We start from the raw sequence: 23,816 nt of genomic DNA, 5'->3' as shown, positions 1-23,816 counted from the left end.
AAAGAGCCCAAATATGGATACATATTATCGGAATAAGAGCTACCCAAAATAGCGGGGCAAAAAAGGGAATACTCAGGAGCGGCAATAATCCTACAAAGTCCATTAAAATTAATAAAAATCCGATGACGTTTCTTCTGTGTTCTCTGGGGAATTGCAAATTCTGCAGGTAAAAGGTTGAGACTTCACTCTGTTATTTCATTTGTGTTCCCTTTAACCTGTTTTTTTATTTTCATGAATATATGATATGACCTTGTTAATATCTGTCGTATAATATAAAACCTGGTTGATATCGTACATTACTTTATGTTCAACGATAAGGTACTCATCAGGATGGATGTTGTTAAAGAACTTTTTCCACTTGTTCCTCTTCTCCATCTTTTTTGTTTCTTCATCTAATTTTTCAGAGTCAAACTTGTAGACGCCGTAACTTGGCACTTCTATCTTCGTGTTAGGAAAAGCATTCTTTAACTCCTCGACCATTTCATTTTGCGGTTCAATCTCTGTCACAACCACCACATTTTCTTCTGTTGCATCCAAGATTTTGTTTGATTGGTAGTCATAATCTTCATCACTCATTTCTTTTTCTGTGAAAATAGCGATACAGAAACGATTTTCTTCTTTTTTCTTTTTTAGGAACATAGTCTTCATCCCCTCTATGTGTTTTTTCTTAGCTTTTTAGGTAATCCAAATTCAGGATAAACTTGCTTTACCTTTTCCATGTTTCTTTTAATAAAGAAAAATTTGTGAATACTCGTTGAAAAGAAAGCTGTAGCTATAGAGAGTAACGAAAAAACCCCTATAATAATAAGTGTTTTCATCGACTCTACAAAAAAGGAAGATAGTATAAATTGGGCTAATACGTAGCCTATACCTGAGGCAGCAGCTATCGGCGAAAGATTTAAGGACTTTTCTCCTTTTTGAAGACGTGAGTATGTACCGGAATATAGTGAACGTATGTTAATCCAATTCAAGACTACAAGTAGAGAAACACAGATTACCAAACCCATGAATGCAGGTACCATTCCTTCAACTTGAAAAGTATTATAAATAAGTTTTTGAATGACTAAAAAGTAAACAAAGGTATTAATAACACCATAAACTCCAAAAAATAGATAGTATGAGTGTTCAAATTTATATGGAGCAATAATAATTGGAATGGCCCATAAGTGTATTAGGATGACTGGAATGATTCCTGACCAAAAGATCAAGGGAATCATTGGTTCGCCTAATAGAAAAATGACTCCAATGAAATCCAAAAATATGAGAAAGAAAACGATTATATTCCCCCTATTTTCTTTTGGATTCTGAAATCTTAAATAAGATAATGTAATCTCATCTATTTTAGCTTTCTTCAAATAAACACCTCTTTTTAACATAAGACCAATCATATTGAATTAATTGAGTTTAAAACCAAGATCCAACTTTATCAATGATACTTGTGGTCCCTTTTTTAATTGCATCTCCAATTGAATCACTCTCGCCATCACCATCAACATCCATAAATTTAACATCTGAAAGAGCTGTCGTTACTAGAATTCCTATTCCAGCACCCACTACTGCTCCGACGGCAACCCCAACCGGACCACCAAATGCTACGCCTGCCATAGCTCCAAATTTGGCACCTGCCATGGCAGATGCTGCAATAGAAGCACCTGCTATTGCTACATCTCCCGTTACATTACCGGCAATTTCACTCCCTGATTGTTTATGCTGAACCCCGTGGACGATATCACCCACAACAGTTGTTCCCACACCTATGTAACCGATTCTGTTTCCAGCCCACTTAAATGACTCTTTGACACTGGTCATGGGGTCCACTAATTTATAAAGTTTTGTATAATTTGTCGCATTGGTACCTGAGTAGTTTCTTTTATTAATTTTATATAATTCCGGTTTATCTACTTTTAACCTTACTCTATCCTTGCCCTGTGCGGTAGTATAACTGTTTTTCGTCACACCAAAACCTTTTCTGGCTAAATTCACACTCTTCGCAGCGCCATAACCGGCAGCAGTCGCAATACCCAAATTCGTCGCGGCATTAATCGGCTGCTCTCGCCACTGATCAAAATTGACTCCCAACGTCGGTGTCGGGTCCCATTCAGGCTGCAGTCCATTTACGGTATCAGCCGCTTCAACCCCATTCTCGACAAATCGGGGATTGTTGGTCAGCTCGAAATAAGGGTTTGTCGACCCGCTCTCGGACATATATTGAGGGTTGTAACAGCTATTGGGCTGATACGTATCGATTGAGATTTTCCCGTTGGAGAAGAGACCTTGAATTTGGTGAATGTATTGGTTCATCTTGTGGACATCTTGTTGGATTGGCTCTAGCTTAGCAGACTGACTTTGATCAAACTGGTGGAGTTTTTCGACGGTTTGATCTTTTTGCTGCCTCGCAATGTGAACCTGTTGAAGGAAAAAATCGTCCTGTATTCTTGGTAATGAGACGATATCTTGAACACTTTGAATCGTCTCATTGGACTCAGTTGTTAAGTCCATGACCATATCCCTACCCCTATTTAATCCATTTTCCATATCGTGCTGCAAAAAGTTTTCCTGTATATATCCATTTTGTGCCGGCTCCAACCCTTGTAGTTCATTTTTAATGGCTTCCAGGGTCGACTCATATGCCGTCACCATTTGCTGGTAGAACTCCAGGAAGGATTGATGGGAATCCTGGTAGAAAGCCCGTATCGATTGCCCCGCTTTTCCTTTGAAAGAGGCATCTTGAGAAATAAAGTCATTTATGGCTGATTCGATTTCAATCATCTGTTCTTTTTGCTGGTTTACCTTTCGAAGGACTTGTTCTAATCCTGACTCCAAAGACATGACATCCAGTGTTTTCATCCCAATTTCTCTCCTTACCTGGCTTTGATATGTGAAGACAGTTCCTGGTCGGCATCCGCCATATCCTGGACAGCTTGTCGTGTCAGTTCTTCATTTCTGATAAGCAGTTCTTTATAACTCTGTACCATCTGTTCCATGCTCTGGTTTAACTCGTTCAATTTTGTTACCACTTCAAGATGATTTTCATGACCAATGTTTTTAGGTACATCCGGTTGAAGAGACTCTGCAGAGGATTTCATCTTTGAAAGGTGTTGGTCTATCTCACCATGTACTACCCTGATTTCATTACCCATACAAGCTACCTCCCGCTCTATTCAATGCATTTCAATCTATTCGGCTTTTGCTTCTGCCTCAGATTCCAACCTGAGAATGGTATGTTCAATCGCCTGGATTTCACTTCGTATGGTTTGCATCTTACTGCTCAGCATGGAGAACACTTCACTAAACTGGTTATGTTCAATGTCTGTAAAGTAATGAAGCATTCCTTCAAGTCTTATTTCATCAAATTTATTTGCAAGCGATCCTTGCCAGGTGAATGCTGATAATTCAGGATTAGTAATGGATTCCCGATAACTTGCAAATTCCTGTTTGTTCCCTTGAAGTTTGCTTTGACATTCCTGAAGTCTTTGAAGGTGCTCCCGCTTTTCCCTCAACAACCCGTAGTAATAAAATAAAGACAAGAACGTTCACCTCACTCGATTTCTATTACTCTTATTTATTAAATTTTTCCAATCTTTTTAACTATAACACGGATGAAATTGGGTCAGAATGATAGAATCTGTTTATTTTTAACGTATGTAATCGTGATTCATATTACCTATTTCTTTTATTTGCTTCCATTTTCGTTGAACAATGAACAATATGAACTACTTGTTAAGTAGCACATTTTCTGTAGATTGAAACCTATTTATTAGTAGGTATTTTCCAAGAAAATGAAAATCCCTTTACAAAAGCGTATTTTTAAGGAAGGGATAAGAATCATTCGTTCCCCACCAAGATCGAATACAACAAGTAACTGTAAAGCATTCCTGGCTGGACCGGAAGTTCGGATTAGCCGTCATCATGTTCTCGAATATTGTAGATCCGTTCCATGAGAGTATGTTGTTTGGAGTGTCGAGAGAAGAAGCGAGTACGTTTTATGATATGAGTGGTATCAAAATAAATCCGCCTCGAATCGAGACGGATTTATTTTGGTGCTTCCAAATTCAATTCAGGGTGGGTTATCACCTATCCTATCGTGAATGAAGAAATCCACCCCAGGATGAGATGGAACTTCACACTTTGTCCAGATGCATTCGTTCGATATAGGATTCATCACTCATTAATAAAAAATCAGTATGAATATAATCTGTTCCAAATAAATTTTTCAGGTCCATATGGTTATAATGGTCTGCCTTTACCAGACTATGGTCTTTCTTATATACGTAGATTGTAAAGTACGTTTGTAGAAACAGGAGAAACGCATCTACATTGATACCCAGCTTTTCAATGTACTCGCTATTGAACTCAATAAAGCCAAGAATTGACTTACTAGTTTTGAATAAGTTAGTCATCCCTCTTAATACAAACGCTTCATATCCTTCAACGTCCACCTTAAAAAGGACTGTTTCATAGGTTTGATCACTGCAAATGGTATCAATGGTGATGGACTGGACAGGTATTTTTTCTAATAACTTATGAGAAGGTTTATAAGTGGCTGACGAAGTACCTGACCAATGCCGGTCAACAAAGAAAACCGTTTCTTCATTGTCTTTATCCGAGGCGATTGCGTTATAGATTGCTATTTGTGACCGGTTAGGGTGAACTTCTTTGGATTGTTCAATAAACGGTAATAAGCGGCTGTTCGCTTCAACGCCTATTATCCTGGTTTCAGGTAAATACTGAATAGAGAAGATACACTCCCCATAATTCACGCCTACATCTATCACCAGGTCGGGCTTCATTTTCTTCACTGCAGCGGACCAGAATCGAGCCAGCCGTTTTTGGGTCACCCCATTGCTGATCAGCAGCGCCCTTCCGCGATTTTCCTCGGAATCTATATATAGAACCGTGGAACTGGGCAGTGTTAATGTTTTAGGCAGCTTTTTAATATTCAACGTTTTGTACTTTACTAAAATGCCTACATCAATGATAAATTTCCAAGTCTTCGGATAGTTTTCCCATACCCGCATAAGAAAAGGCTTTCGAATAGCAGTATTCCACTTCATGTTTGACACCCCTTTTAAGAAACCTGGTTTACAGTATTCATTCTTAGATGGCAATGGAAAATCCTTTATAACGGGGCTTTCTTCATGAAATCTTTACAAAAGGAGAAAGAAATTATTTTTCACTATTCGGGATAATCTCCTTACTTTAAAACTATATTGTGTTAATGGATATGGATTTTCAATGACTTGGTTCGAAATTTCGCAGGGAAGACATGATTCATTAAGCTTGAATGCCGGACCACTCAATTCATTATGAATGGAGGATTCGCATGATAAATTTTAATTCTTTCTACGGTACCATCACCATGATCAGTGATTTTGTGACAGGACAAAATGGTGAAGGGGAAGGCTGTTATAAATTAATATCTGTAGACGACGGATCAGGTGGTTCGGTGAATTTTGTCGTGTCACCAACCACCTACTTTGTGGACCATGTCATGGTGGCAGCAGGGGACAGGGTAACCGGCTATTATGACGTGAATGCACCTGTTCCCCTTATTTATCCACCACAATACCGCGCTCTTGTCATGGTAAAAGATAACCCTTCACAAAATGTGAAGGTAGACTATTTCAACTCACAGTTGGAGAGCAGCGATGGCATGTTAAGAGTAAATCTATCCCCCTACACTCAAATTGTATTAACCAACGGACAATCTTTTTCAAGATACCCTGCCAATCGAAACCTTATAGTGATTTATGGCCCCAGCACGATGAGTATACCCGCTCAAACCACACCTTACAGAATCATTGTGTGGTGTTAGTGGCGATTTACGAAAGCTTGCATATCCTATCAATATTGCGCGGAATCATCTTTGATTTCGGGCTTTGTTTATAAAACGGCACAATAGTTTAGGTTTTGACAACACTACCTATCTTTTAACTATTAAATTGCGGGAAAACCAGTAGGTATGTCCACTCCTTATTGATTTCATTACATACGATGGTAATAAAATCATATAGAAAGGAGTAAGACATTTGAAATTTAAGTTAATAGAGTATTTATCAACGTGGTTACGACGAATGAAGGTCCTCATCCTTCGTGTAAGGGCCTCCTTGTTCTATAAACTACTTCCCACACCGAGCCACCCAAATAATGGAGACGAGGTAAAATATCCTGAGAAAATAGCCAATTTTTCAAAAGGGCTACCTCATAATGAACTCGGGGAGGTAGATGTTGAGGCTTATGACAAATATATTCAGATTCTGAATTCTGGCGATCCAGATGATTTTGAAAATCTTCCACTTGCTGGTGAAAGGAAACTGGTAGACCCTCAAGCTGCTTATGCATTTGAAATGGTTGGACCGGACAGTCACCAATTGGTTATACCGCCGGCTCCGTCCTTCAGTAGTCCAGAAATCGCTGCTGAAATGGTGGAGCTTTACTGGCAAGCACTTACACGGGATATCCCTTTCAACGAATATGACACGAATCCTCTAACGATTGCAGCTGCAAATGAGCTATCTACCTTATCAGATTTTCGCGGGCCTAAAGTTGATGGTAAAGTCACCACCGGGACATTATTCCGGGACAATCTCCAAGGAGCATTGACAGGTCCGTATATTTCACAATTTCTTTGGAAAGACATCCCTTATGTGGCGACTAATATTACCCAACGCTATCGAACAACTAAGGAAGGGGAAGACTTTTTAACCGACTACGATGATTGGCTTGCCATTCAGAATGGTTCCATACCACCTGGTCCTGATTATGATCCTATCCCTCGTTATATTCGAAATGCACGAGATATGGCTCAATTTGTTCATAACGATCTCTCCATTGAAAGTGGATTTGGTGCATGTTTGATCCTGCTCGGTTATGGGACTGCCGCATGGGATAAGAATAATCCTTATCTCGAATCTGACACACAAATCGGTTTCCCTACCTTTGGAATTCCACATATACTGGATTTTGTGACAAGAGCAGCCCGTCCAGGTTTAGAAGCAGCCTGGTACCAAAAATGGCTGGTCCATCGACGGCTTCGACCTGAGGAATTCGGTGGGCGCATCCACAACAAGCTGATAGGAAAAGCCGATTATCCTATTCATCCTGATGTACTCAACTCAAAGGCAGTAGAGGAAACCTATAAAAAATATGGATCCTATCTTTTACCTCAGGCTTACCCAGAAGGCTGTCCTACACATCCATCTTATCCCGCTGGACATGCTTCATTTGTCGGGGCGATGGTGACGATGCTAAAGGCATTGTTCAACGAATCATTCGTCATTCCTGATCCTGTCGTAGCAACAAGCGACGGTCTGTCCTTGGATCGGTATGAAGGTCCACCTCTCACTGTCGGCGGTGAATTGAATAAACTTGCCTATAATATTGCGAATGGACGGGATGCCGCCGGTGTTCACTATCGTGCCAGCGGTATCAATGGGTTCCAACTTGGAGAATCGATAGCCATTGGTATCCTTCGTGATTACAAGGCCACTTATAATGAGAAGTTCGAGGGATTCACCCTCACAAAATTTGACGGTACCACGATTAAAATCTAGTAAAGTACAATAAAGAAACCCAAGCCGACAGGGACTGGTCGACTTGGGTTTTTAACTATAATGATCTTTTAAAAAACATACAGAGAATCAACTATAAGCTAACTCTTTCTCGCTTAGACCAAGCGTCTCTGCCGTTGAAGTATGAATTTCTTTAAACAGCTCAGGGTTTTCCACTAATGACACCCCATATGAAGGAATCATTTGTTTCAATTTCGGTTCCCATTCGCTTATATGTTGCGGGAAGCATTTTTCAAATAATTCAAGCATAACGTGAACGGCAGTGGAAGCTCCAGGGGATGCGCCAAGTAGTGCAGCGACTGAACCATCAGCGGCACTGACCACTTCCGTACCGAATTGGAGTGTTCCCTTACCCCCTGCCTCAGTATCTTTGATCACTTGCACACGTTGGCCGGCTACTACGATATCCCAATCTTCGAGTTTAGCGTTTGGTATGAACTCCCGTAATTCTTCCAAGCGTTTTTCATTCGACAACAATACTTGCTGGATCAGGTATTTGGTCAATGACATCTCTTTAGCACCTGCCGCGAGCATCGTGAGGACATTATTCGGTTTGACGGAACCGATCAGATCAAGATTTGAACCTGTTTTTAAAAACTTGGGCGAAAAGCCTGCAAACGGTCCAAACAGTAACGACTTTTTGTTATCGATATATCTAGTATCAAGATGCGGAACGGACATTGGAGGTGCCCCCACCTTGGCTTTACCATATACTTTAGCATGATGCTGCGCCACTACTTCCGGATTGTTACATACCATAAATAGTCCGCTTACCGGGAATCCCCCAATATGTTTCGATTCTGGAATACCGGTTTTTTGCAGTAATGGCAGACTACCGCCCCCACCGCCGATAAAGACAAATTTTGCCATGTGGTGTTCGATTTTGCCGCTATCAATATTATGCACCTTAACTTCCCACGACCCGTCGCTTGTACGTTTAAGATCCTTCACACTGTGCTTGTAGTTCATCTCGACATTTTTACTCTTTAAGTGGTCAAACATCATTCGTGTTAAAGCCCCGAAGTTGACGTCTGTCCCAGAGTCGATTTTGGTCGCCGCTATCGGTTCATTCGATGTACGGCCTTCCATGATAAGCGGAATCCACTCCTTCAGTTTGACAGGGTCATCGGAAAATTCCATCCCTTGAAACAGAGGGTTGCTTGAGAGCGCTTCCAATCGTTTCTTCAAAAACGCTACATTTTTTTCCCCTTGTACCATACTCATATGAGGTATAGGCATGATAAAGTCCTGCGGATTACCTATCAAACCTTTGTTTACAAGATAGGACCAAAACTGTCTTGATAGCTGAAACTGTTCATTGATTTTAATCGCTTTACTTATATCTACCGATCCGTCTGGTTTCTCTGACGTATAGTTAAGCTCGCACAATGCAGCGTGTCCTGTACCCGCATTATTCCATTCATTCGAGCTTTCTTCCCCCGCTTCTGCCAGTTTCTCAAACACTTTAATTTCCCAATCCGGTGCTAACTCTTTCAGCAATGATCCCAAAGTCGCGCTCATGACTCCGGCACCAATTAAAATTACGTCTGTCTTTTTCTGTATGCTGCTCATGATAACCTTCCTTACTCTTTATATTTTCAAAAAAGAGTAAGCGCACCTGCTCGGGTCTCACTTAAAGCAAGGCGCCACCCTGGAATTCACCTGTTCTGTTATAACCATACCATAATCTATTATAATGATTTTGGGATCAAAATATCTACCATTATCTGATAATTATATACTATTTTGAGCTTTTAAAAAAGTGGAAAGTCTGTTTTCGAGGTGGCAGAAACCTAGAGAAAGCAAAAAATTGACCCTTTTTTTGTTAAGGGTATAGAACTTAGGTTTACTAGTCTGAATGTTTGTGACACTTCACCTCATGTATCTATATGAGAATCTTTAGATTAGTGTGTAGGACACATTTATTCTGAAAGGTATGATACCAATTGCTTCATTCAATCCTTAGTTATTCCATACTTATTTTAATAATTTTAATACACTGGGTAAAACTAGAATTAATATTCCCACTAAATTAGAAATAAGGTGAATTATTGATACTTCTAAAACATAAAAACTTTTATTTAATTCTTGGTCAATGGATTTTCTTTGGAAGCATAATTGGTTTAATTGTTGGCTCGGCAACAACTTTTCTTTTAGAGACAAACGATTATCTAGGAGATGATATAAGATCAAAAAGAGATTGGCTTATCTTCCTTCTTCCCTTTGGAGGAATTATCATAGGATACATATATATGAACTATGGAAAGGTATTTTTGAATAATACTTTGAATGACACCGCTGAATTAAATAACCTCGTGATAGACTCAGTGCATGGAAAAAAAGAGGTACCGCGAAGAATGGGACCGATCGTCTATTTGGGGACTTTTATCACCGTCCTTTTTGGTGGTTCTACGGGTAGGGAAGGGGCAGCTGTCCAAATGGGAGGGAGTGTATCTGCAGCAGTCAACAAATTTTTCAAGGTAAACAAATTCGACAAGAAAATTTTCATTATGAGCGGTATAAGTGCTGGTTTTGGGTCTGCCTTTGGAGCGCCCATAACTGGTGCTATTTTTGGGATTGAGATGGCAGCTTTAGGCAAACTGAAATTTGAAGCACTTGTTCCTTGTGTTACGGCCAGCTTTGTTGGCCACTATGTAACTACAGCAGCTTGGGGACATAAACACGAAGAATTCATTATACAAAAAGTACCGGAAATATCGTCTATTACGTTTTTAAAAGTTATTCTTTTAGCAGTCATTTTTAGCCTCATGAGTGTTTTGTACTGTCAGTTGAGGCACGGAATACAAAATTTCTCTGAAAAGATTTTTAAGAAAAACCATATGAAGAGAGCCTTTTTTGGAGGAATTGTCATTGTGGCATTAACTTTAATTGTGGGTTCACAAGACTACAATGGCCGGGGATTACAAATGCTTCAACAATCTTTTTCAGAAGAGGTGCCGACTTTTGCTTTCCTGGGCAAGCTGGTATTTACCGCGGTAACTCTAGGCAGCGGCTTTGTCGGCGGGGAAGCCATCCCTTTATTTTTTATCGGGGCAACATTAGGTAATGCCTTACACACGTTCATTGACTTACCTATGTCATTTCTTGCCGCTTTAGGATTAATCGCGGTTTTTTCCGGGGGGGCCAATACCCCTATAGCTGCTTTCCTGCTGGCAATTGAGATGTTTAACGGTAAAGGATTAGAGTACTTTTTGGTTGCATGTTTAGTCAGCTATTTATTTTCAGGACATCATGGACTATGGCCATCTCAAAAAATATATGACCCTAAGAGCAGGTTATATAATCTTCCACCTGGAGAAACCATAGAAAATGTAGAAAAAAAGAAAAAAAGCACTAAACACAATTGATTGTTCAGAAAGGGTGGCGGATGCTTATGGATTTTCACTTCATATGGAAAGCAATTGTTGTCGTCGTTGGAGGAGTCCTTATTTTACGGTTAGCTGGAAGAAAGTCAATCTCACAGCTTACGGTTGCTCAGACTGTCATGATGATAGCGGTCGGATCATTGATTATTCAACCTGTGGGTGACAGAAACATCTGGATTACGATGGTGATTACCTTTTTAATGGTACTTACGCTTATTTCTATTGAGTATATGGTTTTGAGGTCGAATACTCTAGAAACTTTAATATATGGAAAATCACTTTTAGTAGTCGAAAATGGACAAGTTAATGAAAGCAATTTAAAAAAACTGAGGTTAACTGTTGATATGCTTGAAGTACGAATGAGACAACAAAAGATTCAGCATTTTACTGATTTACAATGGGCAACAATAGAATCAAACGGGCAATTAGGTTATATGCTGAAATCTGATAAGCAATATGCTACGAAAGAGGATATTCAAATGTTGAAAGCATTGATTGAATCAAATCAATCTAATCCCCCCAATGATAATTCAAAAACACATTCAAGTACCTCAGATAACCTATTTACCGAGGTTAAAAATAGAAAGCATAAAAAAAAACCTAAAGAGAATCTGGATTAAGAGTAAATGCTTAATGGCACCTAATTAAGGCGACATAATTATTAAAGTTTTAAATCAGGGATACTTCAGGGTCTGGAACCTGTCTCTTTCCACCATCCATAATGGTAAGCCGCTTGATATGCCAAGGTATGAATAACTGTCATAAATAGAGCGACCGGCATGTACCTGCGTACCGTATCCATTTTCAAAAAAACAAGGACGCCCAAGGCAATATCAAGAGTGACCAGAGAATAATTTGTTTCATGTCATTAATTCTGTTCGGGTGGGATAAAGTCGTCCCGGTCCCTTGGTTGTATGGAGCATATTTAGTTATAGTTATCTGGATATTCCGCTTTACTTTCGGGGAATTTTGGATGTATTTGACTGTCAATATATTGTTGGATGGGTTATTTATGTACATCGTTTACCGGGTATGGCAACGGATGGGACTGGTATCGGGTGAATCGACTTTGTTTACAATAGCTATTGTTGCTATGATGGCCGGTTTTGCGTTTATCATCTATCTGTATTAAATGTGGCAGGACGAAGTCATCAAACAACCCAAAGCGAAGTAACCGTAAACATGGAGATTTCCGAGTCGGAGACTTGTCCACGTTGACTTCGGAATAGCGATGACCTTGCTCCACAAAATGTTCGAAGCAGTAGATTCCCCACATTCTTCATTGGTTTTGCCTACACCTTTCTAGGCCTTTTATTGCAAAGATGGCCGCACCTGTGATAATCAGTGCATTAATCACAAGGATTCTCCTCTGAATCAAAATACTCTTCTTCAACCCTCCGTGCCTTCCTTAATTCCAACCTTTTCAGCAACTTTCACCATTTACTATATGGTAAGGTTCACCTTTTGTATCTAAACATATCAGATGTCAAGAACTCAAGAGATCAACATTTATTTATTCTTTATCGCTTCGGCAAGCTCATACAAAGCATGCTGCTTTTTAATCCGATAGTTCCTGCCTTCTTTTTGCAAATACCCCTTTTCACAAAACTGTGTCAGGACATGCAGCAGGTGTCGGTAAGAGACGCCTAAATAATCACAAACAATGACGTGCTTTTCCAGGTAAACTCCTTTATCGGACGTTTGTAAAATAAAGTCTGCAAGCCTGTTTTCCAAGGGAAAAGCAAGGCTCTGTGAATACTTGGCTGCCATTAACGTTGCTTTCAGACTCAAGAATTTTGTCAATTCACGAAGGAATTTTGTATCTTCAAGCAGTTTGGTTCGATACTTGGAAAAAGGCATTGCAAAACAGACTGTTTTTGTGGATGCTTGAATTCCTTTTGTATAGTACACATCGTTTAATAATTCCATCTCACCAATATAATCATGAGCATTGATAAAGTTAATGAGCGATACTTTTCCATTTTGATGCGTGACGTATATTTTTGCCTTTCCTTCTGTCACATAATATAAGTAATCAGGTCTCTTTCCTTCTTGAATGATCCATTCACCCCGCTTATACTCCCGCACTTCAATAAATTCTTCAATATGAAAAGAAAATCGTTGAGCGATTGAGAGATTTTCTAAATATAACCGCTTTTTCTCACCTTTATAAATTTCCATCTTCCACCTCGAAATTATGAGATATCTCATATTAATCTTCTTTATTCTCATGATATCATGCGATTGATAAGGAGGATACAAATGAATACACAACGTTGGATGAGCACACATTTTTTTAGTTTTTTTCTGACCTGGGGAATCTTTCTGCCTTATTGGTCAGGCTGGATGATACAAACGAAAGGCATTTCGGTTTCAGAAGCCAGTTTTATCATGAGTATCGGTTTGGTGGCGAGGGGTCTTTCCACACTTTTTGCTTTTCCATATGTATTAGATAGGGTCAGTAATAAAACACTCTTAAACATAGCTGGAATCGGTACATTGATCGCGATTCTTTGCTATATTCCGGCTGACTCATTCCCCGCCTTACTAATCGTAACCGTTATACTACACATCTTTTACCCGACCTTAATGCCGGCTTTAGACAGCGTTGCCGGCGTTCTTGTGCAAAGTAAGCAATTGAAGCACTATGGGAAAAGCCGACAGTGGGGATCTATCGGATTTGTCTCGGTAGGAATACTGTTAACGGTTTTTACAGGAATGTTTGGTGATAACGTTATTTTTTGGGCACTATTGCTTGGAACCAGCTGCTTTGTCGCTCTTAGCTTAACGAGTGCCCCAGAGATTTTATCGAAGAAACCGCAAGTAAACCAATCCATAAAGGTCTATATCTTTGATTTATTCCAGACGAAACATTTCTTGGTTGTCCTTATTATTGTTGTGCTACTTCAAGCAGCCCACGCTACTTATTACAACTATGGCTACATCTTTTTACAAGAAATTCATGCACCCATCTATCTCATCGGTGTCATTATTAACATTGCCGTCATTGCAGAAATTATCTTTTTTTCAATGGCCGACAAACGCTTTAATCGATTCTCACCTGGAACCTTATTGGCGCTAGCTGCAGCCGGCTCTTCTCTGCGGTGGGTTTTAGTGTTTTCGTTTCCAAACGTTATGGTGTTTTGTATTGCACAGACGCTGCATGCATTTTCGTTTGCTATGGGGCACTATGCTTTTATGAAATACTTAACAACAAACGTTCCGCATACACTCATCCCAAAGGCTCAAGGCATGTATTCAGCCTTTGCACTTAGCTGGAGCACAGCGGTGTTTACGATATTCGGAGGGTTTTTATATGAAATTGAGCCAAGATACGCATTCATCGGAATGCTTGCTTGCAGCTTGCCGGCGATGTTCATTGCCCTTGTGTATCGGAAATTGGAAGTGGAAAAGAACGTTTTATTGTCTGCTGATACACGTTAATACATTCGTACGTTTAAAGAAAAGAAGAAGTTTATTTCAATATGGATAAACTTCTTCTTTTCTTTGTTGGAGAGACTTGCTACGCTGACACTAAAGATCCACGGCGGTAGTATGCCACATATAGAGGAACCTCAGCTTCTTTGCAGGCAGCCGCCATTTCATTGCATTCCTTTGCGTTACGTGCCATCGGCTTCTCCACATAGACAGGTTTCCCCGCTGCGGCTGCCTTCAGCGTATATTCCTCATGTGAGTCCGGCGGCGTATCTATATAAACCGCATCCACCTCAGGGTCGTTAATCAATGCATCCGCGTCATCATACCACTTCGGGACACGATGTCTCTCTGCATAATCCCTTGCCAGCTCACCCGTTCTCCGCATAACTGCAATTAGTTCCGAGTTTTCAACCATTTGAAAAGCAGGGCCGCTTTTCTTTTCCGTTACCTCTTTGCAGCCGATGATTCCCCACCGGACCTTTTTGTAGATCATAGTTAAGTTCCTCCTATTGGATTCGTTAGTATCCTTCATACCTGATTTTTCTGAATTTGACTACGATTGATGCATCAACCCTTGATATTTTTCCTTTTTTCTCTTCATCCCATATAAGATAAATAAAAGAATGAACCAAAGGGGAGTCAATAATAAGGCTGGACGAGTAGCCTCAGAAAACAGCATAATCACCAGGATCACAGCAAACATTGTGAGCACGACGTAATTCACAAAAGGTGTAAGTGGTGCTTTGAATGTTGATTTCAATTGTAATTGCGGACGTGTTTTCTTATACTTTATATGGCTGATCAGAATCACACCCCAGACCCATATGAAGCAAATCGCACTGATGGTTGTCACGATCCCAAAGGCTTGCTCTGGTAACAGTTTGCTTAACAGGGCTCCTGCGGATATGACCAGTGTGGAGATGAATAACCCATTACTTGGTACATGATTTTTATTCAGTTTTGCAAACTGAGACGGCCCTTGGTTATGATGGCTTAAATTATATAGAATCCGGCTCGTGGAGAACATGCCGCTGTTGCAGGCAGAAGCCGCTGATGTCAGCACCACAAAATTGATGATTCCGGCAGCCAGGGGAATTCCGATTAAGCTGAATGTTTTAACAAACGGACTTTCTGAAGCATTTAGACCCGTCCATGGGTTAATACATAAGAGCACAATCAGCGCGCCGACGTAGAAAAATAAAATCCTCAAAGGAATTTTATTGATGGCCGATGGGATATTTTTATGTGGATCAGATGTTTCTGCTGCCGATACGGCTACTAATTCCACACCGACATAGGCAAAGATGACCATTTGGAATGAAAGTAAAAACCCTGAAATTCCGTTCGGGAAAAAACTTCCATGTTCCCACAGATTCGTAACTGTAACCGCCCCTGCATCCGTCTTGAATCCCATCACCAGCAGCACAACACCGACACCGATCAACGCAAGAATCGTCATGACCTTGATTAAAGCAAACCAATACTCCAATTCCCCAAAGAGTTTCACCGTCAATAGGTTGAGCCCCAATAAAATGATTACGCAGATGAGTGCCGGTATCCACTGCGGGATATGGAACCAATAGTTCACGTATACACCAACAGCAATCACATCGGCCATGGCCGTCATGATCCAGCAGAACCAATAGGTCCAGCCCGTTACAAAGGACGCCCAGGCTCCAAGATACTCTTCCGCAATATCCGTTAACGACTGATAACCCGCATTGGACAACAGCAACTCTCCAAGCGCTCTCATCACAAAAAACAGGGCAATACCCACGATTAAATAAGCAAAGATGATCGAGGGACCTGCAAGCTGTATCGCTTTACCAGAACCTAAAAATAACCCCGTACCAATCGTACCGCCAATGGCAATCAGCTGAACATGGCGATTCGATAAATCCCTCTTTAATTTTCGTTGTTCCAACCTTAACTCCTCCTTACAGCCTTCCAATGTGATACATCGAGCAATAAATGAATACAAAAAAAGAGACTGGATGCGCTCCAATCTCATGGTCATAAGAATAACAAATACGATTTTGTATGCCAGCAACAATCATTACGGGCACACCAAAATAAATATCCGATACTCTTCTGTCCTTTTGCCTGAGATTATGAACCCTTCGGCGCCGCAAAAAACTCTCGCGGTCTCTCCAGAAGCTGCTCCTGCTATAGTATTATCCATAGCAATCATAGCTTTCTACGTAATTAAACTGTTTGGTTATTATTATTCTCTCGAATAGTTGATTATTCTAGTAGGAGTTAGGTGTTTTGTCAATAGGGAAGACATCCATTTCCTGTAGATGAATTTATTCGATGATTTTTTATTTATGGTACGGTTCACCCCGATTAATGCGAAACGCCCGATAAATCTGCTCCACCAGGATCAGTCGCATCAGCTGATGGGGAAAGGTCATTTTGGAAAACGAGAGGGTTTCATTTGATCTCTTGATTACATCATCACTCAAACCTAATGAACCACCAATGACAAACGCAACTTTGCTTTTCCCGTAAGTAGCAAGCTTGTCCAGATTATCGGCAAGTTCTTCCGATGAACGCATTTTCCCTTGGATGGCCAGGGCAATGACATGATGATCAGGAGAGATCTTAGCTAAGATCCGTTCGCCTTCTTTATTCTTCACTTGCTCTATTTCAGATTCACTCAATACTTCCGGGGCTTTTTCGTCGGCAAGCTCCACTATTTCTATCTTTGCATAAGCACCTAAGCGCTTTACATATTCACCTATTCCTTGCTTTAAATACTTCTCTTTTAATTTCCCGACCGTTACAATGGTGATATTCACTATCCACACTCGCTTTACAAACAATTTACAAACACGTTATCCACAGACTTTATCCACATATCCACAAATCCAATCCACATATCGTATGGGAATATTAGTTCGCCACTATATATATTGCGTTATTCCCACAATATTCACAGGTTGTGGATAACTTTTCATTTTCAGGAAGCTCTGTTAGTTGAGGGGCTACCTCATGTTCATCCACGACAATATCCATAGCTAATTCTACATGCTCTAAGCAGCAGTAAATCATGTTTTTTCCTCCTATACTTAACTCAAAATATACTCTATATACTTATCCACAATTATCATATCATGTAAAGAAAAAGCAGGAAAGGGCGCTTTGCCTTCCTGCTTTTCGCTTATCCACATTCTATAACCTGGATTCGTCAGTAAGTTTCATGGTTACTTCTTTCTTTTCACCGTTTCGATAGAACGTAACCTTCATCTGATCATTTACGTCTTTTTTGTTATATAGATGCTTTCTTAACTCAATGACATTTTCAATTTTCTCTCCGTCAAGCTCCGTAATCACATCGAGCTCTTGTAATCCGGCCTGGGCAGCTGGAGAATTGGGAACGGTTTGTCTAATCATAACACCATAGTTGATTTCTTTCGGAAGCTTCAATGTTTCCTGCTGGTGATAGGCAGAAATCTTATTCACATCCTCCAGTGTCACACCCATTGCAGGACGCTTGACCTCACCGTACTGCTCAAGATCTTCAATAATTGGCTGAGCATAGTTAATCGGGATGGCAAGTCCGATTCCTTCTACCGCACTCTGTGCAATTTTCATGGAGTTGATTCCGATCAGCTGGCCGGAAATATTGATTAACGCTCCACCACTGTTACCCGGGTTGATGGCTGCATCAGTTTGCAGAACCTCTGCATTCCAATCTTCCATCCCATCCTGGTTAATATCGACCGGAATCGTTCTCTCAACACCCGAAACAACCCCCTGTGTAACAGAACCTGAAAATTGCAGTCCCAGTGGGTTACCAATCGCAATAACTGGCTCTCCCGCTTTCAGCTTATCTGAATTTCCAAACTCAGCAATATCGTCTTTCTTGATTTGGCTGCCATCGATTTCGATTACAGCCAGGTCTGTCCAAATATCCGCACCACGCATTTCAGCCGGTACCTTTGTGCCGTCCGCAAGCGTCACCTCAAGCTGATCTGCGCCTTCTACAACATGATTATTGGTTACGATATAAACCTTATTACCCTCTTTTTTATACATTACCCCGGATCCTGTCCCTGCTTGTTGATCCTGGGTTTGTCCTTCCCCCTGTCCCCAGAAGCTTTGAGATTGGATGTTCGTAATTCCTACAACAGAATCGCCAGCTTTCTCAACGGCTTTCGTCACATCCGTTGTGACATCGACGGAAACATTTTGAGTGGTTCCATTATGATAAGCTTCATCCGTTTCTTTCAGGTCTTCGTCGGGTTGAATTGAATAGGGTAAGATATCAAAGTTGGTTAACTGAGGAATCGCCACAATGACCAAGATTGCTCCAAGTACAACTCCCAATAACCCGGCAAGGAACATTCCTCCCCGATTGCCCTTTTGCCTGCTCCGGCTTTCAGAATTATGATCTGAATCATAATATCCCATCTAACTTCATCCTTTCTACGTTCTATTCCTTTTGTTATTTTATCTTTACAAGCATGATTATAGTCAGATTAAATTAAAAAATGATGAAAAAAATGAAAGTAATTCCATAAAGTTGATAGATATGTAAACCCTAAAGTGGAGGTGTCTTGCTTAGAAGACAAAAAAAGGTGAAGACAGCAGCCCTCACCTTTTTCATACCTTCAAAAGAAAAATCATAAACATTTGAATCGGTTTAAATCGCAACTAAAGGTGTTGGTACTTTAGGGTCCGTATCAAATAAATCAATTTGTTCTCCCACTACTATTCCTTTTGACTCGAGTGTCTGGGTGACACTCATCCTTGCTAGATCTTTCATATTATTATCGAGACTGAGATGGGCTAAATAAATTCCTTTGGTTCTATCACCCATCACTTCACTCATGGCAATGGCCGCATCCTCATTGGATACATGGCCATAATCACTCAGAATTCTACGCTTTATATTCCAAGGATACCGGCACATTCGGAGCATCCCCACATCATGATTACTTTCAAATACATACGCATCGGCATTGGAAATGATTCCTTTCATCCGATCACTTACATATCCCGTGTCCGTTACCAGGACAAGCTTTTTCTCTCCCTGGTGGAAAATATAGAACATTGGCTCTGCCGCATCATGTGAAACCCCGAAGGACTCAATGCTCAATCCTCCAAAGTGTTTGGCTGTCTCCATATCAAACGAAAACTTCTGTTCCGTATCTATATTCCCTACCAATCCGTCCATGGCACTCCAGGTCTTTTCATTGGCATAGATCGGAAGCTTGTACTTCCTCGCAAGTACACCGATTCCCTTAATATGATCACTATGCTCGTGGGTAACGAGAATACCCGATAAATCTTCTATCTTTCTGTCTATCCGACTGAACAACCCTTCCATCTGCTTCCCGCTCAAACCTGCATCGACAAGGAAAGAATGCTCTTCCGTCTCTACAAATATCGCATTCCCTGTACTGCCACTGGCAAGCACACTAAAATGCATGGTCATATCTCTCACTCCAATGTTTCTTTTTCTGGTTTGGTGACTTCGAAAATCTGTCCTTCAACTGCATTAATAAATAGGTCTTCTTTTTTGTCACCTGATTCAACGACAAAATGCCAGGTTGGTGCCAGGACTTGGGATTCTTCGCGTGATAAAAAAGTGTAATATCCCAGTTCAGGTGTTTTGATCTTACTACCCGAGCTTATCTTATGGTTGGTCCACAAAACCTGAAGAGCTTGGAGAGAAGTAAGCAGGCTTTTCTTTTTGCCGCTTAATTCTTCTAAATTTTCAAGCAGTGTTTGTTTGTAAGAGACGATTTCACTTTCTTTATTTAGACTAAGAATCACTTTACCATTTGAGTTGTTAAAAATCTGCCTGTCTTTATACGTCTGATAGTAAATGATCGTTTGTTCATCTTTATTATATTTCCAGAAGCTGTACTTTTCACCGTTAACGACCTGATTTTTCATAAAATCGTTTAATTCATCAGGTGAAAACTTTTCACTTATGGGAAATGGTTCCTCTAAGGTTGAATGAATTGTATTATCCGTGACGACACTGACATCTTGATTTTTTAACTTTTCGATTTCCTTCTCTGAAAACGTTTTTGTTTTTGCACTAATATAGGCTTCTTTTATCGGATCCTTTGATAGACTTTTTGGGTAATCAATATTATCAGTCTTTAATTGTTCTTCAAAGGATACTTGGCTCAACGTTTCGGGATTGCTCTCAGAAACTTTGTTAATGAACAGCGACATCAAAAAGATATCCAAAATAAGAAAGACAATAATGAAAATGCTCTTCGTTTTACTCCAGTCCAATTCCAAGGCCCTCCTCATCTTCCAAAGGTAGGCGTAACCAATTACCATCGTATTTATAATACCAGGAAGGTTCAAATACAAGGAATTTTCTATTTGATTCATTCGAATCCCTTGTCATCTTATATCCGACAATGACATCTTCTAGGTACTCAAGGTTGATCGTATCATCCTTTGCCAGAAGATATAAAACGGTGGATCCTGCTGGCAATCTAACCTCTTCTATTCTATCAGGAAGCAGATTAATATCTAATTTAAAGTATGGACGATTGTACTCGTTAATCGACTCCTGACCCATGATTTGAGAAATTTCAGCCATCCCATTTTCATTAAAAACAGGATAGCTTTCCATAAACAGCCGGTATACGATTTTATTCTCAAGAGGGCTCATCGAGAAATATTGATAGTCTTCGGTCCAGCCACCATGGTCATTGACAAACTCCATACTTTTTTGAAGCAGCTCCGTGGCAGATGATCCTCCATTTTTTTCTTCAGATGGATTCACATAAGACAACGTGTTATGTTCTTTATTCGTTTTTAATATACTATACACATTTGTATATTTTTCTCCCTGCTCGGTAAATCCCTTATCTACACTATTGGGATCGCTAAACAGTGCCTGTACATACTCTTCTGGGGAATCTAGGTCTGAATAATATCTATAGCTTATATAATCCTCAGGATTTTTGGGCAGAAAAATCGTTTTTTCATTATTTAATGGCTGCTCCATATATTCATCAAAATTATAAACGGCTTTTTGAACAAAGCTTTTTTCGAAATCTTCTAAACTGGCACGGTCTACCCGGCTTTCATAAAATTTCTTTTCTCCTTCTTCATATAAAACAAAATACACGGAACCTGTATCTGAACCATTATTATTTAAATCGATAATGATACGGTTAAAGGAACCATTCAGTGTACTTTTCTCCTCTAATTTTAACACTTGACTATAAATCGAGAGTGGAACATTGTCCGGGAAAACAATTTCGATCTTTTTCTCACCGTGTATAACAGATTTGATCTCTGACATATTATACTCTCTTGAAAGATCTTTCAGATCGAATAGAGTCCAGCCTCTTAATTGTTCAATAACCTTATTGATTTCGGTTTCATTTGAAGTACCAACTGTCTTATTTCCTGAATGATAGAAAAGTTTAAATGGTTTAATTAAAACGCTGTTAAGCTCATTCTCGGGTATCTTGTCTCCCACAGACACATCGTACGCTTCATCGCTATTAATCGTATCGTAGCCTGGTTGATACGTCCAAAGATTGAAGGTAAGGAATATACTTATGCATACGAGCAGCGTTAGAATTATCGATTTGATTTTTTCATAATTCATGACCAATCATCCTCTTGAGTGGAATCATATGGGAGAGTGAATGTAATGGTAGTTCCTTTTCCTTCAATGCTCGTCGCCCATACGTCACCACCATGTGCTGAAATCATTTCTTTTGCTATGGCAAGGCCAAGTCCTGTGCCACCCATTTGTCTTGTTCTGGCTTTATCGACACGATAGAAACGTTCAAAGATTTTCTCCAGATTTTCTTTCGGAATCCCTAATCCCTGGTCTGAAATACTGATTTCAATATATCCGTCCTTTTCTTGCACCTTGAATGTAATGGTTCCACCCTCAGGTGAATATTTCAAAGCGTTCGAAATGATGTTATCCAAAACCTGAGTGATTTTATCCTGATCCACTTCCACAAACATGGCTTTGTCTGGTAAGTAACGGTTAAAGGTCACATTCACATTCTTTGTCATTTCAAATCGATCAATGATTTTATGGAAAAAGAGGATGAAATCAACCCAATCTTTATTAAAACGATAGTCCTTACTATCCATTTTTGATAATTGAAGAAGATCGTTTACTAAACGGATCATTCTCTCCGTCTCATTCTGAGTAACATCAAGGAATTGAGGTGCGATGTTTTCATCTTGCCATGCCCCTTCAGCCAATGCCTCTAAGTAGCTTCTCATCGTTGTAAGCGGCGTGCGAAGTTCGTGGGAAACATTTGCCACAAATTCCCGTCTCTCTAAATCAATTTTCTCCTGCTCCGTAATATCATGTAATACCGTTATAAGACCGTTCACAAACCCGGTCTCTTTTTGAATGATAGAGAAATTCGCCCTTAGAATATAAGGTTTTTCTTTCGTACTGTAATCTAAAATGATCGAATCCTGTTCATTGGATAGATCATCAAACGTGTATTCCTCATCCAATCCCAATAAGGATACAATGGGTTGAGAAACGACTGTTTCACGTGAAACATTCAGCATATCCGCTGCAGGATCATTAATCAGAATGACCCTGCCTTTTCGATCTGTCGCAATGACACCATCCGTCATATAAGAAAGTACAGATGAAAGCTTTCTTCGCTCGCCCTCCGTCGTTGCTTGGGCTTCTTGAAGGCGTTTTGTCAAATTATTGAATGTAATCGCAAGCTGACCTATTTCATCGTAACCGTAGACCTTTACTTTCCTGGAAAAGTTTCCTTTTGCCATTGCGAGTGCTTGTTTCCTCATATCAGATATCGGTCTCGTTACGGTTTGAGCCAATAACACTCCCAATACTGCTGTTATGACTAAAGCAATTAATGTACCATTCGTAAAAATCTTATTGATCTCACTCATTTGGTCATAAACCGATTCTATTTCACCGACAAGATAAATAGCACCAATGACTTCTTCATTTGAAGTGATTGGTGCTGCATACACCCAGATACGATCTTTCGTCTGATCATCAAGATAGATATCCTCATGACCTAAGCCCACAGCGAGTGCTCTTTTAACCTCTTTTTCTCCGCTGACCTGACCGACTAAACTCTGGTTATTGGGATCAGAGGTGCCAATAATTTTGTTTCTATTATTAATCACTCGAATTTCGGAAATATCCGACGTTTTGCTATCATCTAATACTCTCCCGATGTCCTCTTCGAGTGTGGGATCATCTTCACTGCGTTTCTTTACTATTTCTTCACGAATTGTATACTCTAATAATTCCACTCTATTTTTAATAGACGTCTGGAAATTATCGACAAGTTTTTCTTCAAGGGCTCTAACAAAATATACGCCAATGATTTGCATGGCGAGAAGTATGAGCAGAACATAAATCAAAACAAATTTAAGATGGATTGAACGAGTTAAACCAACTTTCTTCATTACA

22 protein-coding genes, 1 pseudogene and 1 riboswitch are annotated in these 23,816 nt (G+C 40.0%); of the genes and pseudogenes, 6 read left to right on the top strand and 17 right to left on the bottom strand.

Annotated elements, in window-relative coordinates:
- Positions 1 to 210: 210 nt before the first annotated feature.
- From ACFQWC_RS18795 to ACFQWC_RS18770, 6 genes are all read right to left on the bottom strand, one after another.
- Positions 211 to 639, bottom strand: coding sequence for a hypothetical protein (locus tag ACFQWC_RS18795; RefSeq protein ID WP_299745433.1), 429 nt, complete (start codon positions 637 to 639; stop codon positions 211 to 213).
- Between the two features lie 14 nt (positions 640 to 653).
- On the bottom strand, positions 654 to 1,355 hold the full coding sequence (locus tag ACFQWC_RS18790) for a hypothetical protein (RefSeq protein WP_299745436.1): 702 nt from the start codon (positions 1,353 to 1,355) through the stop codon (positions 654 to 656).
- A 49-nt stretch (positions 1,356 to 1,404) separates the two neighbouring features.
- Positions 1,405 to 2,847 (bottom strand): ribonuclease YeeF family protein, encoded by a 1,443-nt coding sequence (locus ACFQWC_RS18785; RefSeq protein ID WP_377108813.1) that lies wholly within the window; start codon positions 2,845 to 2,847, stop codon positions 1,405 to 1,407.
- Positions 2,848 to 2,861: 14 nt separating this feature from the next.
- On the bottom strand, positions 2,862 to 3,140 hold the full coding sequence (locus tag ACFQWC_RS18780; protein WP_341357210.1) for a YwqI/YxiC family protein: 279 nt from the start codon (positions 3,138 to 3,140) through the stop codon (positions 2,862 to 2,864).
- Between the two features lie 36 nt (positions 3,141 to 3,176).
- Positions 3,177 to 3,527, bottom strand: a complete 351-nt coding sequence (locus ACFQWC_RS18775; RefSeq protein WP_299745444.1) for a YwqH-like family protein — start codon at positions 3,525 to 3,527, stop codon at positions 3,177 to 3,179.
- Positions 3,528 to 4,121: 594 nt separating this feature from the next.
- Positions 4,122 to 5,054 carry an FkbM family methyltransferase gene (locus ACFQWC_RS18770; protein WP_377108812.1) on the bottom strand — a complete coding sequence of 311 codons (933 nt, stop codon included), beginning with the start codon at positions 5,052 to 5,054 and terminating at the stop codon, positions 4,122 to 4,124.
- Positions 5,055 to 5,323: 269 nt separating this feature from the next.
- On the opposite strand from ACFQWC_RS18770, the gene ACFQWC_RS18765 reads away from it, so the two are divergent.
- Entirely contained in the window at positions 5,324 to 5,815 is a 492-nt protein-coding gene (locus tag ACFQWC_RS18765; RefSeq protein WP_299745450.1) for a hypothetical protein, read from the top strand.
- Between the two features lie 214 nt (positions 5,816 to 6,029).
- Positions 6,030 to 7,553, top strand: coding sequence for a vanadium-dependent haloperoxidase (locus tag ACFQWC_RS18760; RefSeq protein WP_377108811.1), 1,524 nt, complete (start codon positions 6,030 to 6,032; stop codon positions 7,551 to 7,553).
- Positions 7,554 to 7,640: 87 nt separating this feature from the next.
- Here ACFQWC_RS18760 and ACFQWC_RS18755 read toward each other — a convergent pair whose 3' ends face one another.
- Entirely contained in the window at positions 7,641 to 9,143 is a 1,503-nt protein-coding gene (locus tag ACFQWC_RS18755; RefSeq protein ID WP_377108810.1) for a malate:quinone oxidoreductase, read from the bottom strand.
- A 479-nt stretch (positions 9,144 to 9,622) separates the two neighbouring features.
- Between ACFQWC_RS18755 and ACFQWC_RS18750 the strand changes: the two genes are divergently transcribed.
- The 3 genes from ACFQWC_RS18750 (at position 9,623) to ACFQWC_RS18740 (ending at position 12,089) form a co-directional block, all read left to right on the top strand.
- The gene (locus ACFQWC_RS18750) at positions 9,623 to 10,939 is read left to right on the top strand and encodes a voltage-gated chloride channel family protein (RefSeq protein WP_341357213.1); all 1,317 of its coding nucleotides are present in this window, start codon (positions 9,623 to 9,625) and stop codon (positions 10,937 to 10,939) included.
- A gap of 26 nt (positions 10,940 to 10,965) precedes the next feature.
- Positions 10,966 to 11,577 carry a DUF421 domain-containing protein gene (locus tag ACFQWC_RS18745; protein ID WP_299745461.1) on the top strand — a complete coding sequence of 204 codons (612 nt, stop codon included), beginning with the start codon at positions 10,966 to 10,968 and terminating at the stop codon, positions 11,575 to 11,577.
- Between the two features lie 353 nt (positions 11,578 to 11,930).
- A complete protein-coding gene (locus tag ACFQWC_RS18740; RefSeq protein WP_341357214.1) occupies positions 11,931 to 12,089 on the top strand; it encodes a hypothetical protein in 159 nt (52 codons plus the stop codon).
- Between the two features lie 377 nt (positions 12,090 to 12,466).
- Here ACFQWC_RS18740 and yeiL read toward each other — a convergent pair whose 3' ends face one another.
- A complete protein-coding gene (gene yeiL, locus ACFQWC_RS18735) occupies positions 12,467 to 13,138 on the bottom strand; it encodes a transcriptional regulator YeiL (protein WP_377108809.1) in 672 nt (223 codons plus the stop codon).
- An 81-nt stretch (positions 13,139 to 13,219) separates the two neighbouring features.
- On the opposite strand from yeiL, the gene ACFQWC_RS18730 reads away from it, so the two are divergent.
- Complete coding sequence (locus ACFQWC_RS18730; protein WP_377108808.1) at positions 13,220 to 14,401, top strand: MFS transporter; 1,182 nt, start codon at positions 13,220 to 13,222, stop codon at positions 14,399 to 14,401.
- Between the two features lie 100 nt (positions 14,402 to 14,501).
- Here ACFQWC_RS18730 and ACFQWC_RS18725 read toward each other — a convergent pair.
- From ACFQWC_RS18725 to walK, 9 genes and pseudogenes are all read right to left on the bottom strand, one after another.
- Positions 14,502 to 14,888 (bottom strand): annotated as a pseudogene (locus tag ACFQWC_RS18725) (Gfo/Idh/MocA family protein); the annotation flags it as partial.
- Between the two features lie 60 nt (positions 14,889 to 14,948).
- Complete coding sequence (locus tag ACFQWC_RS18720) at positions 14,949 to 16,319, bottom strand: amino acid permease (RefSeq protein ID WP_377108807.1); 1,371 nt, start codon at positions 16,317 to 16,319, stop codon at positions 14,949 to 14,951.
- A 157-nt stretch (positions 16,320 to 16,476) separates the two neighbouring features.
- Positions 16,477 to 16,559, bottom strand: a riboswitch (glycine riboswitch).
- A 157-nt stretch (positions 16,560 to 16,716) separates the two neighbouring features.
- Positions 16,717 to 17,196: a 23S rRNA (pseudouridine(1915)-N(3))-methyltransferase RlmH gene (gene rlmH / locus ACFQWC_RS18715; RefSeq protein ID WP_299745473.1), complete on the bottom strand. Its 480-nt coding sequence runs from the start codon at positions 17,194 to 17,196 to the stop codon at positions 16,717 to 16,719.
- 94 nt (positions 17,197 to 17,290) lie between these two features.
- Positions 17,291 to 17,449 carry a CxxH/CxxC protein gene (locus ACFQWC_RS18710; protein ID WP_299745476.1) on the bottom strand — a complete coding sequence of 53 codons (159 nt, stop codon included), beginning with the start codon at positions 17,447 to 17,449 and terminating at the stop codon, positions 17,291 to 17,293.
- A 120-nt stretch (positions 17,450 to 17,569) separates the two neighbouring features.
- Complete coding sequence (locus ACFQWC_RS18705; RefSeq protein ID WP_341357215.1) at positions 17,570 to 18,811, bottom strand: S1C family serine protease; 1,242 nt, start codon at positions 18,809 to 18,811, stop codon at positions 17,570 to 17,572.
- 232 nt (positions 18,812 to 19,043) lie between these two features.
- Entirely contained in the window at positions 19,044 to 19,838 is a 795-nt protein-coding gene (locus tag ACFQWC_RS18700; protein ID WP_377108806.1) for an MBL fold metallo-hydrolase, read from the bottom strand.
- 5 nt (positions 19,839 to 19,843) lie between these two features.
- Positions 19,844 to 20,653 carry a two-component system regulatory protein YycI gene (locus tag ACFQWC_RS18695; protein ID WP_299745485.1) on the bottom strand — a complete coding sequence of 270 codons (810 nt, stop codon included), beginning with the start codon at positions 20,651 to 20,653 and terminating at the stop codon, positions 19,844 to 19,846.
- On the bottom strand, positions 20,640 to 21,992 hold the full coding sequence (locus ACFQWC_RS18690; RefSeq protein ID WP_377108805.1) for a YycH family regulatory protein: 1,353 nt from the start codon (positions 21,990 to 21,992) through the stop codon (positions 20,640 to 20,642). The genes ACFQWC_RS18695 and ACFQWC_RS18690 overlap by 14 nt, the downstream gene beginning before the upstream one ends.
- Positions 21,989 to 23,812, bottom strand: coding sequence for a cell wall metabolism sensor histidine kinase WalK (walK, locus tag ACFQWC_RS18685; RefSeq protein WP_299745491.1), 1,824 nt, complete (start codon positions 23,810 to 23,812; stop codon positions 21,989 to 21,991). Before walK ends, ACFQWC_RS18690 begins: the two co-directional genes overlap by 4 nt.
- Between the last annotated feature and the right edge of the window lie 4 nt (positions 23,813 to 23,816).

The organism is Rossellomorea sp. GCM10028870, from assembly GCF_042666755.1.
GTDB lineage: Bacteria > Bacillota > Bacilli > Bacillales > Bacillaceae_B > Rossellomorea.
This window is presented reverse-complemented; position numbering and strand designations above follow the sequence as displayed.

Bases quoted from the DNA above. Each gene is read 5' to 3' on its own strand.
- ACFQWC_RS18795 (WP_299745433.1), bottom strand. From the start codon at position 639: ATGTTCCTAAAAAAGAAAAAAGAAGAAAATCGTTTCTGTATCGCTATT.
- ACFQWC_RS18785 (WP_377108813.1), bottom strand. From the start codon at position 2,847: ATGAAAACACTGGATGTCATGTCTTTGGAGTCAGGATTAGAACAAGTC.
- ACFQWC_RS18780 (WP_341357210.1), bottom strand. From the start codon at position 3,140: ATGGGTAATGAAATCAGGGTAGTACATGGTGAGATAGACCAACACCTT.
- ACFQWC_RS18770 (WP_377108812.1), bottom strand. From the start codon at position 5,054: ATGAAGTGGAATACTGCTATTCGAAAGCCTTTTCTTATGCGGGTATGG.
- ACFQWC_RS18765 (WP_299745450.1), top strand. From the start codon at position 5,324: ATGATAAATTTTAATTCTTTCTACGGTACCATCACCATGATCAGTGAT.
- ACFQWC_RS18755 (WP_377108810.1), bottom strand. From the start codon at position 9,143: ATGAGCAGCATACAGAAAAAGACAGACGTAATTTTAATTGGTGCCGGA.
- ACFQWC_RS18745 (WP_299745461.1), top strand. From the start codon at position 10,966: ATGGATTTTCACTTCATATGGAAAGCAATTGTTGTCGTCGTTGGAGGA.
- ACFQWC_RS18740 (WP_341357214.1), top strand. From the start codon at position 11,931: ATGTATTTGACTGTCAATATATTGTTGGATGGGTTATTTATGTACATC.
- yeiL (WP_377108809.1), bottom strand. From the start codon at position 13,138: ATGGAAATTTATAAAGGTGAGAAAAAGCGGTTATATTTAGAAAATCTC.
- ACFQWC_RS18730 (WP_377108808.1), top strand. From the start codon at position 13,220: ATGAATACACAACGTTGGATGAGCACACATTTTTTTAGTTTTTTTCTG.
- ACFQWC_RS18710 (WP_299745476.1), bottom strand. From the start codon at position 17,449: ATGATTTACTGCTGCTTAGAGCATGTAGAATTAGCTATGGATATTGTC.
- ACFQWC_RS18705 (WP_341357215.1), bottom strand. From the start codon at position 18,811: ATGGGATATTATGATTCAGATCATAATTCTGAAAGCCGGAGCAGGCAA.
- ACFQWC_RS18700 (WP_377108806.1), bottom strand. From the start codon at position 19,838: ATGACCATGCATTTTAGTGTGCTTGCCAGTGGCAGTACAGGGAATGCG.
- ACFQWC_RS18690 (WP_377108805.1), bottom strand. From the start codon at position 21,992: ATGAATTATGAAAAAATCAAATCGATAATTCTAACGCTGCTCGTATGC.
- walK (WP_299745491.1), bottom strand. From the start codon at position 23,812: ATGAAGAAAGTTGGTTTAACTCGTTCAATCCATCTTAAATTTGTTTTG.